The 14,066-nt window shown below is 54.1% G+C and carries 15 protein-coding genes; 5 read left to right on the top strand and 10 right to left on the bottom strand.

Annotation, left to right across the window (positions count from 1 at the left end; translation table 11 throughout):
* The first annotated feature begins 121 nt into the window (after window positions 1-121).
* The 4 genes from cysK (at window position 122) to crr (ending at window position 4,167) form a co-directional block, all read left to right on the top strand.
* On the top strand, window positions 122-1,090 hold the full coding sequence (gene cysK, locus NXS97_RS19570; protein ID WP_013026640.1) for a cysteine synthase A: 969 nt from the start codon (window positions 122-124) through the stop codon (window positions 1,088-1,090).
* A gap of 388 nt (window positions 1,091-1,478) precedes the next feature.
* Complete coding sequence (gene ptsH, locus NXS97_RS19565) at window positions 1,479-1,736, top strand: phosphocarrier protein Hpr (protein ID WP_003848868.1); 258 nt, start codon at window positions 1,479-1,481, stop codon at window positions 1,734-1,736.
* A 160-nt stretch (window positions 1,737-1,896) separates the two neighbouring features.
* Window positions 1,897-3,624, top strand: a complete 1,728-nt coding sequence (gene ptsI, locus NXS97_RS19560; RefSeq protein WP_013026641.1) for a phosphoenolpyruvate-protein phosphotransferase PtsI — start codon at window positions 1,897-1,899, stop codon at window positions 3,622-3,624.
* Window positions 3,625-3,666: 42 nt separating this feature from the next.
* Window positions 3,667-4,167: a PTS glucose transporter subunit IIA gene (gene crr / locus NXS97_RS19555; RefSeq protein ID WP_013026642.1), complete on the top strand. Its 501-nt coding sequence runs from the start codon at window positions 3,667-3,669 to the stop codon at window positions 4,165-4,167.
* Window positions 4,168-4,216: 49 nt separating this feature from the next.
* Here crr and NXS97_RS19550 read toward each other — a convergent pair whose 3' ends face one another.
* The 10 genes from NXS97_RS19550 to NXS97_RS19505 all read right to left on the bottom strand — a co-directional run bounded on the left by NXS97_RS19550 (window position 4,217) and on the right by NXS97_RS19505 (window position 12,998).
* On the bottom strand, window positions 4,217-5,569 hold the full coding sequence (locus NXS97_RS19550; RefSeq protein WP_013026643.1) for an ATP-binding protein: 1,353 nt from the start codon (window positions 5,567-5,569) through the stop codon (window positions 4,217-4,219).
* Window positions 5,566-6,246, bottom strand: a complete 681-nt coding sequence (locus NXS97_RS19545; RefSeq protein ID WP_013026644.1) for a response regulator transcription factor — start codon at window positions 6,244-6,246, stop codon at window positions 5,566-5,568. The genes NXS97_RS19550 and NXS97_RS19545 overlap by 4 nt, the downstream gene beginning before the upstream one ends.
* Before the next feature lie 179 nt (window positions 6,247-6,425).
* On the bottom strand, window positions 6,426-7,307 hold the full coding sequence (gene cysM / locus NXS97_RS19540; protein ID WP_028725107.1) for a cysteine synthase CysM: 882 nt from the start codon (window positions 7,305-7,307) through the stop codon (window positions 6,426-6,428).
* Between the two features lie 118 nt (window positions 7,308-7,425).
* On the bottom strand, window positions 7,426-8,514 hold the full coding sequence (gene cysA, locus NXS97_RS19535; RefSeq protein WP_013026646.1) for a sulfate/thiosulfate ABC transporter ATP-binding protein CysA: 1,089 nt from the start codon (window positions 8,512-8,514) through the stop codon (window positions 7,426-7,428).
* Window positions 8,504-9,379 carry a sulfate/thiosulfate ABC transporter permease CysW gene (cysW, locus tag NXS97_RS19530; RefSeq protein ID WP_013026647.1) on the bottom strand — a complete coding sequence of 292 codons (876 nt, stop codon included), beginning with the start codon at window positions 9,377-9,379 and terminating at the stop codon, window positions 8,504-8,506. The genes cysA and cysW overlap by 11 nt, the downstream gene beginning before the upstream one ends.
* Window positions 9,379-10,212 carry a sulfate/thiosulfate ABC transporter permease CysT gene (gene cysT, locus NXS97_RS19525; protein ID WP_014594252.1) on the bottom strand — a complete coding sequence of 278 codons (834 nt, stop codon included), beginning with the start codon at window positions 10,210-10,212 and terminating at the stop codon, window positions 9,379-9,381. Before cysT ends, cysW begins: the two co-directional genes overlap by 1 nt.
* A 2-nt stretch (window positions 10,213-10,214) precedes the next feature.
* A complete protein-coding gene (locus NXS97_RS19520) occupies window positions 10,215-11,228 on the bottom strand; it encodes a sulfate ABC transporter substrate-binding protein (RefSeq protein WP_015699780.1) in 1,014 nt (337 codons plus the stop codon).
* A gap of 207 nt (window positions 11,229-11,435) precedes the next feature.
* Window positions 11,436-12,056 (bottom strand): RpoE-regulated lipoprotein, encoded by a 621-nt coding sequence (locus NXS97_RS19515; RefSeq protein WP_014605310.1) that lies wholly within the window; start codon window positions 12,054-12,056, stop codon window positions 11,436-11,438.
* Between the two features lie 65 nt (window positions 12,057-12,121).
* The gene (locus tag NXS97_RS19510) at window positions 12,122-12,583 is read right to left on the bottom strand and encodes a DUF2919 family protein (RefSeq protein ID WP_064374162.1); all 462 of its coding nucleotides are present in this window, start codon (window positions 12,581-12,583) and stop codon (window positions 12,122-12,124) included.
* Window positions 12,573-12,998, bottom strand: coding sequence for a GNAT family acetyltransferase (locus NXS97_RS19505; RefSeq protein WP_006117810.1), 426 nt, complete (start codon window positions 12,996-12,998; stop codon window positions 12,573-12,575). The genes NXS97_RS19510 and NXS97_RS19505 overlap by 11 nt, the downstream gene beginning before the upstream one ends.
* A 209-nt stretch (window positions 12,999-13,207) precedes the next feature.
* Between NXS97_RS19505 and amiA the strand changes: the two genes are divergently transcribed.
* On the top strand, window positions 13,208-14,053 hold the full coding sequence (amiA, locus tag NXS97_RS19500; protein WP_029568366.1) for an N-acetylmuramoyl-L-alanine amidase AmiA: 846 nt from the start codon (window positions 13,208-13,210) through the stop codon (window positions 14,051-14,053).
* Window positions 14,054-14,066 lie beyond the last annotated feature (13 nt).

Below are 14,066 nucleotides of genomic sequence, written 5' to 3'. Positions count from 1 at the left end.
CAATTTTTGGCAGGTCTTATTGCCATGAGACATATAGATATATGATTTCTTTCCTTCCGCCAGAAAGAAGAACAGGTATGCTCTGAGGGTTCCCAATAATTCATACAGTTAAGGACAGGCTATGAGCAAGATTTATGAAGACAACTCTTTAACAATTGGTCATACGCCGCTGGTTCGACTGAACCGCATCGGTAACGGCCGCATCCTGGCGAAGGTGGAGTCCCGTAACCCGAGCTTCAGTGTGAAATGCCGTATCGGTGCCAATATGATTTGGGACGCGGAAAAACGCGGTATTCTTAAGCCTGGCATTGAACTGGTTGAGCCGACGAGCGGCAACACCGGCATCGCGCTGGCCTACGTGGCGGCGGCACGCGGCTATAAACTGACGCTCACCATGCCGGATACCATGTCTGTTGAGCGGCGCAAGCTGCTGAAAGCGTTAGGCGCAAATCTGGTGCTGACCGAAGGCGCAAAAGGCATGAAAGGTGCCATCTCAAGAGCTGAAGAGATTGTTGCCAGCGATCCAGACAAATTCCTGCTGCTGCAGCAGTTCAGCAACCCGGCTAACCCGGAAATTCATGAAAAGACCACCGGCCCGGAAATCTGGGAAGATACGGATGGCGAAGTGGACGTGTTCATCGCCGGTGTGGGTACCGGCGGTACCCTGACCGGGGTAAGTCGTTACATAAAAAACACCAAAGGCAAAAAAGAATTGATCACGGTCGCGGTTGAGCCAACCGACTCACCGGTCATTGCCCAGGCAATGGCGGGCGAAGAGTTGAAACCCGGCCCCCACAAGATTCAGGGGATCGGTGCTGGCTTTATTCCAGGCAACCTGGAGCTGTCGCTGATTGACCTGGCAGTGGCTATCACCAACGAAGAAGCTATCTCCACTGCACGTCGTCTGATGGAAGAAGAAGGCATCCTGGCCGGTATTTCATCTGGCGCCGCCGTTGCCGCCGCGCTGAAGCTGCAGGAAGATGAAGCTTACGCCAATAAAAATATCGTCGTGATTCTCCCCTCTTCCGGCGAACGCTATCTCAGTACTGCCCTGTTTGCCGATCTCTTTACCGAAAAAGAGCTGCAATAGCCCGAAACGGGTGCGGATAAATGCCTAAAAAGCACCCGGATGGGTGCTTTTTTGTGGCCCAGATCTCACTTTCACCATGTCGCAGATTGATTTCACTCACGTGGCTCTGGTATTTAGACTGCCAATTATTTCGAAGCCTGAAATTAATCCTCCTTTGAAGTGGATCAAGCTGAGTCAAGATTCAGATTTAGTGAAAGGGCAAATCACGGCATAATTAACCGGTGACGTGCTCAAATCGCTTTTTGACACTCAGCGGGAATGAAAGACTCATTCAAGCGCATTGTTAGACAGTAAGATGTATACCCGCGCACCTTCACAGGCTAAAGTTAGGGCTCCAGGCTAGACTTTAGATCCATAACACTAATCCTGAAAAAGTTGGGGAAATAGAATGTTCCAGCAAGAAGTTACCATTACCGCACCAAACGGACTGCATACTCGCCCTGCTGCGCAATTTGTCAAAGAAGCTAAAGCCTTCCAGTCAGAAATCACTGTCACCTCCAATGGTAAATCTGCCAGCGCTAAAAGCCTGTTTAAGCTGCAGACACTGGGTCTGACCCAGGGCACCGTTGTGACCCTTTCTGCGGAAGGTGAAGATGAGCAAAAAGCCGTAGAGCATTTAGTTAAGCTGATGGCGGAACTGGAGTAATCTCCTTTCTGCACCGCTTTAAAACGACTCTTCTGCGCCATTGCGTGCAACATCTTGATCGCGGACAAACTGTCCGCGTTATTGCTTTCGTAGAGTACGTGTCCCACGACTATGGCAATGCAACGAGTCCAGTCAGCCATCGTGATTAAAAGGTAGGGTTATGATTTCAGGCATTTTAGCATCACCAGGTATCGCTTTCGGCAAAGCTCTGCTGCTGAAAGAAGACGAGATCGTCATCAACCGTAAAAAGATTTCAGATGATCAGGTTGAGCAGGAGATCCAGCGCTTTCTTCAGGGCCGCGGCAAAGCGGCTGAACAGCTGGAAGCCATTCGCATCAAAGCCAGCGAATCCCTGGGTGAAGAAAAAGCAGCGATCTTCGAAGGCCACATCATGTTGCTGGAAGATGAAGAGCTGGAGCAGGAAATCACCGACCTGATCAAAAAAGATCACGCAACTGCCGATGCCGCGGTGAATTCCGTGATTGACGCTCAGGCTAAAGCGCTGGAAGAGCTGGATGATGAATACCTGAAAGAGCGTGCGGCGGACGTGCGCGACATCGGTAAACGCCTGCTGCAAAATATTTTAGGTCTGCACATTGTCGATCTGAGCGCAATCCAGGACGAATCTATTCTGGTGGCGAAAGATTTAACGCCGTCAGAGACCGCACAGCTAAACCTGAAAAAGGTGCTGGGCTTTATTACCGACCTGGGTGGTCGGACGTCGCACACGTCTATCATGGCGCGTTCGTTAGAAATCCCTGCGATCGTCGGCACCGGTAACGTGACCACCTCCATTAAAAACGGTGACTTCATCATTCTGGATGGCGTGAACAATGCGATTCACGTCAATCCGTCTGACGCCGTTCAGGAAGAGCTGAAAGCGGTTCAGAACCAGTACCTGTCCGAAAAACATGAACTGGCTAAGCTGAAAGATCTGCCCGCGGTAACTCTGGATGGTCATCAGGTTGAAGTCTGCGCCAACATCGGCACCGTGCGAGATATCGCCGGCGCAGAGCGTAATGGCGCTGAAGGTGTCGGTTTGTATCGCACCGAGTTCCTGTTTATGGATCGCGATTCGCTGCCGACCGAAGAAGAGCAGTTCCAGGCGTACAAAGCCGTTGCTGAAGCGATGGGCTCGCAGGCCGTTATCGTGCGTACCATGGACATTGGCGGTGATAAAGACCTGCCTTACATGAATCTGCCAAAAGAAGAGAACCCCTTCCTCGGCTGGCGTGCTATTCGTATCGCGATGGATCGTAAAGAGATCCTGCATGCTCAGCTGCGCGCCATTCTGCGTGCCTCCTCGTTCGGCAAGCTGCGTATCATGTTCCCGATGATTATTTCGGTCGAAGAAGTCCGCAGTCTGAAAGCCGAGCTGGACATGCTTAAAGCGCAGTTACGCGAAGAAGGCAAAGCGTTTGATGAGTCAATCGAAGTCGGCATTATGGTCGAAACGCCTGCCTCAGCCGTGATTGCCCGCCACCTGGCTAAAGAAGTCGACTTCTTTAGCATTGGGACAAACGATTTGACGCAGTATACTCTCGCAGTAGATCGTGGTAATGATTTGATTTCGCACCTGTATAACCCAATGACACCGTCAGTGCTGAACCTCATCAAGCAAGTTATTGATGCGTCTCATGCTGAAGGTAAATGGACTGGCATGTGTGGTGAGCTGGCAGGTGACGAACGTGCTACACTACTGTTACTGGGAATGGGGCTGGACGAATTCAGCATGAGTGCCATTTCTATCCCTGGCATCAAGAAAATTATTCGTAATACACATTTCGAAGATGCGAAGGCGTTGGCAGAGCAGGCACTGGCTCAACCTACGGCGGAAGACTTAATGAACCTGGTTAACAAGTTCATTAAAGAAAAAACGCTCTGCTGATCCACGAGATGCTGGCCCCAAATTACTGCTTAGGAGAAGATCATGGGTTTGTTTTCTAAACTTTTTGGCGAAAAAACAGATAGCGCTGGGACAATTGATATCGTAGCGCCTCTGTCAGGCGAAATCGTGAACATTGAAGACGTACCAGATGTGGTGTTTGCAGAAAAAATCGTGGGTGACGGTATTGCGATCAAACCAAGCGGCAACAAAATGGTTGCTCCGGTTGACGGGACTATCGGCAAGATTTTCGAAACCAACCACGCATTTTCAATCGAATCAGATAACGGCATTGAGCTTTTTGTTCACTTCGGTATTGATACCGTTGAACTTAAAGGCGAAGGCTTCAAACGTATCGCTGAAGAAGGTCAGAAGGTTAAAAAAGGCGACGTGGTTATTGAGTTCGATCTGGCGCTGCTGGAAGAGAAAGCGAAATCAACCTTGACGCCTGTTGTCATCTCCAACATGGATGAAATCAAAGATCTGACGAAGCTTTCTGGTCAGGTCATTGTGGGTGAAACCCCTGTGATTCGCATCAGGAAGTAAACGAAAAACGGCACCTGAGGGTGCCGTTTTTTTATGTTCGTTTTCCGCGTTAATCCGGCTGCCAGCGCGGCAAACGCAGCGTGAGCTCCAGCCCGCCTTCCGGTCGGTTAACGGCGTGCACTTCCCCATGATGCGCCAAGACCACTTTACGTACGATAGCCAACCCCAGCCCGTAACCTTTGCCCATCAGCGGAGAATTCACGCGTACAAACGGGTCAAAGATACTGGAAAGTTTGGTTTCTTCCACACCCGGCCCCTGGTCACGTACGTGAATAGCCAGCCACTGCGATTCCACCTTCAGGCTCACATGAATACGTTGTCCCGGCAGCGAGAAGCGCAGCGCATTGCGTAATACGTTTTCAATGCCACGGCGGCACAGTTCCGCATTGCCACGCACCGTATGATCGGCGCGCTCATCAACGTCATACACAACATCCACACCGGGGATCTGCGCTTCATAACGTAAGTCTGTCACCACCGCCTCCAGCAATCCCGCAAGGTCAAAATAGTGTTCTCCCGGCATGCTTTCGTGTTCTGCACGCGCCAGAGTCAACAGCTCGCCGATCATCTTATCAAGCCGTTGCGCTTCTTCGTCAATGCGATCCAGTGAGGTACTGACATTCTCTGGCCTTTGACGTGCCAGCCCGGTGGCCAACTGCAGGCGAGCAAGCGGTGAGCGCAGTTCGTGAGAGATATCATGAAGCAGCGCCTCACGCGCCTTCACCAGCGTATCCAGCCGTTCTACCATGGCATCGAATGCCTGAGCCACGCTCGACAGCTCATCGTGGCGTTTACGCAGTGCCGGATAAAGCCGGACGCGTAAATCCCCATTAGCCACGCGCGAAAACCCTTCGCGTAGCTGTCGCATTGGCCGGGTCAGGTTCCAGGCCAATAGCAAACTGAACAGCAGCCCTACCGAGCCAGCAAAAATAAACATGGGTTCAGGTATGTTCAGAAAGTTGTGTGGTCGCCCTTCCCGACTCAGCTCACGCATTCCTCTGAGGTCGTACATCAGTTCATAATCGTTGCCGTCTGCACCCTTTACCTGACGCACCAACCGATTGGGGAAAAACGATTTATCAGTGGTATCGGAAACCGGCGGCGGCGCGCTGACGGCGGGCTGAAGGTCATCAACAGGACTTATGCTCAGGAACTGGCGTTCCTCAGGCGTCCACTCTGCTGTCATCACCTTGAGTGCGGCTGGCCCTTCACGTTCCAGCACGGACGTGGCTGATGCCATTAACACATCCGCCAGACGCTGTGTTACCTGGAGTTCAGGCGGATGGTGGCGGGTTCCGGAAAGTGAAAAACCCAGCCAGATAAGCTGGCTGATGATGAAAAATACCAGCCAAAAGCCCAGCAGGATTTTCCAGAACATGCGTCCGCGATAGCTGTGACTCATCGAATGCGATAGCCAATGCTGCGAACGGTTTCAATCGTAATGCTCTCCGCCGTGAGCGCACTGAGCTTCTGACGAATATTACTGATGTGAACATCCACGCTGCGATCGTAAGCTTCGCGCGGTCGGCCCAGACCTTTTTCTGACAGTTCGTCTTTCGTCACTACCCGGTCGGGTGAACGCAGCAGCAAATCGAGCAGGTTAAATTCTGAGGCGGTCAGGTCAAACGTTTTGCCCTTCCACTCCGTAATCCGCCTGGCAGAATTAAGGGTGAGCTCGCCCCACTGCAGTATCTCTTTTTTGTCCTGCTGCGGTGCAAGCTCCTCAACCCGGCGCAGGACCGCGCGCAAACGCGCAACCAGTTCACGGGGATAACAGGGTTTGGGCATATAGTCATCCGCGCCCATTTCCAGCCCGATGACCCGATCAATATTATCGCCTTTGGCGGTCAGCATAATTACCGGCAGGCGGCTTTGCTGACGTACCTGGCGCAGCACGTCGGTGCCACTCATATCGGGCAACATAATGTCCAGTATCATGGCGCTAAACTCCCCCGACAGCGCTCCCTGAACCCCGGCACTGCCGGTTAACACCAGCTGAGCGTCAAAACCTTCTGTTATCAGGTATTGGCTTAACATGGTGCCTAACTCTACGTCGTCATCTACCAGCAAGATTTTCATTGTTATCTCTCATGCGTAACTGGCGCTATTTTGAACCGAGCCAGCGTAATGCGCAGCCGGTTTTACGCGATCCTTACAGATGCGACTAAGCATAGTGCCAACTCCGGTAAATAAAAAAGGCTTATGCGCCCTGGTGGGCAACACACGCCTTTTTTAACGCATCGGTATTGAGGAGGACGCTACTGATAAATTCCGGTTGAGAGATAGCGATCGCCCCGGTCGCAGACGATAGCCACCACCACACTCCCCGGATTCGCCCGGGCGATGCGCAGTGCGCCAGCAACCGAACCGCCGGAACTGACGCCGCAGAAGATGCCTTCACGTCGCGCTAACGCGCGCATGGTTTCTTCGGCTTCCTGCTGTCCCATATCAATGATGTCATCCACCAACTCAGGGCGATAAATGCCCGGCATGTAAGCCTGGGGCCAGCGGCGGATGCCGGGAATGCTGCTGCCTTCGGTAGGCTGCAGGCCAATCACTTTAACGCCGGTCTGGTGATCCTTTAAAAACCGGCCTACGCCAGTAATGGTTCCCGTGGTACCCATGCTGGAAACAAAGTGGGTCATTCGCTGTTTCGACTGCTGCCACAGCTCAGGCCCGGTGGTTTGGTAATGGCCGAGCGGGTTATCCGGGTTATTGAACTGGTCCAGTACCCTTCCTTCGCCCCGTGCCGCCATCTCCTGAGCCCGATCGCGTGCGCCTTCCATCCCCTGCTCGCGGCTAATCAGCACCAGTTCTGCGCCGTAGGCGCGCATCGCATCCTGCCGCTCCTGACTCATGTTGTCGGGCATCAGCAGCCGCAGCCGATACCCCTTCATCGCGGCAATCATCGCCAGCGCAATGCCGGTATTGCCACTGGTGGCTTCGATCAACTGGTCGCCCGGCGTAATGTCGCCGCGCAACTCAGCCTGGTGGATCATCGACCAGGCGGCCCGATCTTTCACTGAACCGGCAGGGTTATTGCCTTCCAGCTTAAGCCAGACTTCACTGCCGTTGTCAGGCGCCAGGCGCTGTAATCTGATGAGCGGCGTATTGCCGATGGTGTCTTCCAGAGTGGTCACGATGCATTTCCTGGCAAAACCCTCTCCGCCCTGATCCAGGCCACAGCCCGGGTTATCGCGGTATTCAGGTCATTAAAAAGGCGGGACACTGTCCCGCCCTGCGTGAAAAAAGAAAATATCAGGCGCTGTGTGCAAAGGCAACCGCCCGTAACGGTGTCGCGCCCTGGTACAGTCGGGCCTGCTGCAGCCCCACGAACAGGCGCTCGCCGCGCAACGGCGCGGTCTGTTCACCGTCAAAGACCAGCGAGAAGGGCTCGCTCTGCCATCCCGTTGGCTGCACCACCAGCTGCCAGAAGTGACCACGAGGACTCACTTCTAAGACCTGAACGGGCAGCGGCGTTTCCAGGCTACTTCTGCGCGAAACGTCGATTTCCCACGGGCGCAGGAACAGATCGACCGCGCCCTGATGTGCAGAGGTATAGCCTAACGGCCAGTGGTGCGCCCCGACATGGAACTGAGAACCATGCACTTCACCGTCGAAGCGGTTAACCTCACCCAGGAATTCCAGCACGAAGCGCGTGGCGGGATCGCGCCAGACTTCATCCGGCGTCCCCACCTGTTCGATGCTGCCCTGGCTCATCACCACCACGCGATCGGCCACTTCCATCGCCTCTTCCTGATCGTGGGTGACGAACACGCTGGTGAACTTCAATTCTTCGTGCAGCTGACGTAACCAACGGCGCAGCTCTTTACGCACCTGAGCGTCCAGCGCACCAAAGGGCTCATCCAGCAACAGGATTTGCGGTTCCACGGCCAGGGCTCTTGCCAGCGCGACGCGCTGCTTCTGCCCCCCCGAAAGCTGGGCCGGGAAACGGTTCGCCAGATGGGAAAGCTGCACCATCTCCAGCAGGCGCGTGACGCGTTTTTTAATTTCCGCACTGGACGGACGCTCACGGCGCGGCAGCACGGTCAGGCCAAAGGCAATATTGTCGAAGACCGTCATATGACGGAACAGCGCATAGTGCTGGAAGACAAATCCGACCTGGCGATCGCGGGCGTGCAGGCGGCTGACATCGTGGTCGTGAAAACGAATCTGACCGCTGTTCTGATGTTCCAGTCCAGCAATGATGCGCAGCAGCGTGGTTTTACCGGAACCGGACGGCCCCAGTAAGGCCACCATCTGGCCAGACGGAATATCCAGTGAGATATCGTTCAGCACCGCTGTGCGACCAAAGGATTTGTTGATCTGGTTAATCTCAATGCTCATGATTGTCCTCCAGTTGCAGGCGTTTGTGCTGTTGCTCTAAACGCCATTGCACAATGCTTTTCAGAAACAGCGTCACGATTGCCATCACGGTCAGTAAGGCTGCGGCAGTAAAGGCGCCCACCGTGTTGTAATCCTGATGCAGTAATTCAACCTGAAGCGGTAAGGTGTAGGTTTCACCGCGAATAGAACCCGAAACCACGGAAACCGCGCCAAACTCACCAATCGCGCGGGCGTTGGTCAGCACGACGCCATACAGCATGGCCCAGCGAATATTCGGCAGCGTCACGCGACGGAACATCTGCCAGCCCGAGGCACCTAACAGCACCGCGGCTTCATCTTCATGACTGCCCTGGCTCAGCATCACCGGCACCAGTTCGCGCACCACAAACGGACAGGTAACGAAGACGGTGACCAGCACCATGCCAGGCCAGGAGAACATCACCTGAATATTATGGGCATCCAGCCAGCCGCCCGCCGGGCCGTTAATGCCCCAGAACAGGAGATACATCAGGCCCGCCACGACAGGCGATACCGCAAAGGGAATATCGAACAGCGTCAAAAGCAGCTGACGTCCCGGAAAGGTAAAGCGTGTCACCAGCCAGGCCAGCAGCGTGCCGAACACTAAATTCACCGGCACGGTAATCAATGCGACCAGCACCGTGAGCCATATGGCATGGAGCATGTCGCTGTCGGTCAGATTGCTTAAGGTGACGCCCAGTCCTTTATGCAGGGCCTCCCAGAAGATGGACACCATCGGCACGACCAGCAGCAGCAAGGATATCAGCGCACCGATACCAATAAGCAGCCACTTGGCCCAGTTAACAGGCTGGCGGTCGGCATGATTGAGTTGCGAAATCTCTGCCATTAATGGCCTCCCAGACGACGACCAAAGCGGCTTTGTAAGGTGTTGATAGCGAAAAGTAACAGCAGCGATGCCGCCAGAATGACCGAGGCAATGGCGCTGGCTGCCGGATAGTCAAACTCCTGCAGGCGCACGAAGATCATCAGCGAGGTCACTTCGGTTTTCCAGGCGATGTTGCCGGCAATAAAGATTACCGCACCAAACTCGCCCAGGCTGCGGGTAAACGACAGCGCGGTGCCCGCGAGTAAGGCCGGTGCCACTTCAGGCAGAACGACCCGGCGGAAGCTCTGCCAGGGCGTGGCGCCCAGCGTTTGAGCCGCTTCCTCATATTCAGGCCCCAGCTCTTCCAGCACCGGCTGCACGGTACGCACCACAAACGGAATACTGGTGAAGGCCATCGCGAGCGCGATACCGATCCAGGTATAGGAGATCTTGATATCAAAATGCGCGAACCACTGTCCATACCAGCCGTTCACGGAAAACAGACCGGCCAGCGTCAGGCCAGCAACCGCGGTCGGCAGCGCAAACGGCAGATCCATCAGACCATCGAGCAGCGTGCGGCCCGGAAAACGGTAACGCGTTAAGATCCACGCCATTAACATGCCGAATACGGCATTAAACAGTGAGGCCACACCGGCCGACAGCAGCGTGACCTTATAGGCTGCGATGAGCTGCGGATTGGTGACCACGTCCCAGTATTGCTGCAACGTCATCTGCGACAGCTGCATAATCAGTGCGCTGATTGGCAGCAGCAGCACCAGACAGGTAAAGAGCAGGCTGGTGCCCAGGCTGAGACCGAAACCGGGCAGGACGCGTTTTTGGCTGGCTGCAAACATGATCACCGCCCCGCCGCTAATAACTGGTCTAGCTCGCCACCGCTGGCGAAATGGGTTTTCATCACGTTATCCCAGCCGCCAAAAATGTCTTCAACACGAAACAGGTTCGTGGCAGGAAAACGGGCTTTTTGCTGCGCCATTAACTGCGGATTGTTCACGCGGTAATAGAAATCCGTAATAATTTTCTGCGCCGCAGGAGAATACAGCCAGGTCAGATAGGCTTTCGCTGCATCGGCTGTTTTATTCTGCTCGACGTTTTTATCTACCCAGGCAACGGGAAACTCCGCGAGAATATCGGTTTTAGGCACCACGACTTCGTAGTCGTCTTTGCCGTACTGGTTGCGGATGTTATTCACTTCAGACTCAAAACTGATCAACACATCGCCCAGACCGCGTTCAGCAAAGGTGGTCGTAGCACCTCGGCCACCGGTATCGAAGACTTCAACATTTTTCAGAAATTTTGTCATAAAAGCGCGGGTTTTAGCCTGATCGCCCCCGTCAGCGTTGCTGGCGGCGCCCCAGGCAGCAAGATAGGTATAACGTCCGTTGCCCGAGGTTTTGGGATTAGGAAAAATCAGCTTCACATCGTCACGGGTTAAATCGGACCAGTCGTGAATCTGCTTTGGGTTTCCCTTGCGCACCAGGAACGCCATGGTGGAGTAAAACGGCGAACTGTTATTCGGCAGGCGGGTTTGCCAGTCGGCAGGGATCAGTTTGCCTTTATCGTGCAGCACCTGCACATCGGTGACCTGGTTATAGGTCACCACATCGGCACGCAGGCCTTGCAGGATCGCCAGCGCCTGTTTGGATGACCCGGCATGGGACATCTTAATGGTCAGCTTGTCGTCAGGATGGCTGGCATCCCACTGGCTGACAAAAGGCGCATTCAGGGCGACAAATAATTCACGTGCGACATCGTAAGAGCTGTTCAACAGCTCGGTCGCGTTTGCGGCACCGGCCAGACTCAGCGACAGTGCGAGTCCGCTCACGATTTTTTTCATCGCTGGTAAGGTCATGGTTCACCCTGAGGAAATTTGATGCAGATCTCATCTGCAGATACAGCAGTTTATTTATAACTCAGCGTAAACCCGTAACGGTTTTATATATCGTTTGCTGATTTCAAAGTCGAAAAAGGCATAAGGCGGCGGGAAAAGACAGACGAAAAACAGAATTGGACGCGCAGGGCCGGTTATGCCCTGCGGTTGAGCGGTGTGAAAAAAGACTTAGCGCTGCCAGACAATTTTGCTGAGCGTCCAGCTCTTGAGTGTGTCATCCGACGGCATCAACCCTTCTGGCCCGTGCCAGGTTCCGCTGTAGACATAGCGAAGATGCTGACTGTTGGGCGCGCGGCACTCCACGTCACGGTTGTCCAGTCCGCTCGCCAGCACGCAGTTGTTGAAGGCTTTGTCGAATTTGGCGCTGAAAGCGTCACCGATTTTGCTGCCATCGGCGCTGGCGATACGGCTGTCCAGCACCTCAATGCGATCGACCTGCGTCTGACCATAAATCACCAGCATCACTTTGCCGTCATCCATAGCCTGCCAGAACGACACCACCTGGCCGTTATGGCCGCGCATGCCCTGACGCAGATCGTACTTGCCTTTCAACCCCTCTTTTATGGCGGCTTCGGTCATGGTCGTTGAGCCATTGATGCCGCCCACGCCCTGCTCTGTGGCCGTAAGCGAGGAACCAAACCAGTTCCACGGCAGCGCGGCAGACCAGTGATAGCTCAGTGGATTCCACCAGCTTACCTGCTGGCTGCTGTTAGCATCAGTACCGGAGGAACTGGCACACCCACTGACCAGCATGGCCACAGTCAGTAACGTGTAACGAACAGCTTTCATGAAAACTCCTGTTAATAAAAGAACACTAAGGCAGAACTGATTGGAGTCGCAAAGCGGCAAAAAGTTTATTCAGCATGCGGTTGGGGTAAAAAGCAGGCGCGAAGCCGAACGCTGCTGAATAACCAGAGCAGCGCGAGCAGATCGAATAGCGTCAGTAACAGGGGAAGCGGTGAACTGAGGAAGTCCGCCAGATACAGCTGTGCGCCTTGCCAAATCAGGTTAATTGCTACGGAAAGCATCAACACCTGACGCCAGCTGCGCCACAGTCGGGGCAAACGCGAACGATAGCCGGTCATTAGCAGGCCCGCCAGCGCCGGTAAGCCAAGCGCCAGCCCTACCCAGAAGGCCTGGCGATCGGGGTAAAAGAGCGCCAGAAGATCGTTTCCCTGCTGGCGTGAGGCGCCAGCCATGATCAGCAACAGCCAGGTACGCGACTGCAGCAGCAGAATCAGCCAAAAAAGAAACGGCAGACGCAGCTGACCTTTATCGTCGTACTCTTCAGGCGGCCAGACGGAATTAATATTCACGATCTTCGATTAAACGTTTACCCAGCAACACCACATCGACCGTTTCATAGTCGAGTTTTTCATAGAAGGCGACGACCTGATCGTTCTCTTCACGCACCATCAAATGGATTTTTGGGCAGCCGCGCGCAATGAGTTTTTTTTCAAGTCGGTTCATCAAGGCATTGGCAAAACCACGCCCCTGATAATCAGGATGCACGGCCAGATAGTAGGCCGCCCCGCGATGCCCGTCGTAGCCGCCCATGACCGTTCCGACAACTTCACCGCCCACTTCAGCCACCAGAAAAAGATCGGCGTCGTGATGCATTTTGCGTTCAATATCCAGTTCCGGATCGTTCCACGGGCGTAACAAATCACAGCGTTCCCAGAGCGTGATCACTTCTTCAAAGTCTTCCTGGCGGAAGGTGCGGATTTCCATCTTCTTTTCCTGCTATTTACCACAATTTGCTGATTATCACGCTTTCTTCGTCAGGCGCAACCCTCCCCACTGGCGGCAACGTTAAAAAAAAGGGATTTGGCTGTTAGTGGGCTGAAATACAAAGTAATAACCTGAAATGCTTGAAAGATCGCCCTGGCGCTAACGTTACGCTATAACACTTTGCATGATTGTTGCTTATGGACCTGCACATGCATTTGCTTAAACGTTTGATTCACCGCCGCCAGCTTCTGCTGTCAGGACTGGCGCTGGCTGTTTTGTCCCCGCGCGCCGTACAGGCGAAAGAACAGCAGGCTTCGCTCTCTTCTCGTCACTCCTCACCCAAGCCACCCGCCAGTAACGGTAAACGCATTGTGATGATCGATCCGGGGCACGGCGGGATTGATTCGGGTGCGGTGGGCGAAGAAGGCGCGGAAGAGAAACATATTGTCTTAGAAATCGCCAACAACGTGCGCCGTGAGCTGCAGTCCCATCCCCGCATTGAAGTGCGGCTGACACGCGACAGCGATCACTTTATTCCGCTTTATCAGCGCGTGGAAATTGCCCATCAGCATGGCGCGAATCTGTTCATGTCCATCCATGCCGATGGCTACACCAGCCCCGATGCCAACGGCGCCTCAGTCTTCGCCCTGTCCAACCGCGGTGCCAGCAGTAGCATGGCGCGCTATCTGTCGAACAGAGAGAACGATGCCGACAAGGTCGGTGGCGCAAAGGTGGAAGCGCAGGATCACTATCTGCAGCAGATCCTGTTTGACCTGGTGCAAACGGATACCATTAAGAACAGCCTGACGCTGGGTAAACATGTGCTGGATCAGATCCGGCCGGTGCACCACCTTCACAGTCAGCACACCGAACAGGCCGCTTTTGCCGTATTAAAATCGCCGTCGATTCCCTCGGTACTGGTGGAAACCTCGTTTATCACCAACCCACGGGAAGAGCAGCTATTGGGCACCAGCGCGTTTCGTCAAAAAATCGCGTCGGCTATCGCCACGGGAATAATCAACTACTTTGATGAGTACGATCGCCGAATGTCATAATGAATCAGCTATA

The organism is Pantoea sp. B623 (genome assembly GCF_024814475.1).
GTDB lineage: Bacteria > Pseudomonadota > Gammaproteobacteria > Enterobacterales > Enterobacteriaceae > Pantoea > Pantoea ananatis.
Note: the sequence above shows the minus strand (reverse complement) of the source record. Positions and strands in the feature narration are given on the sequence as shown.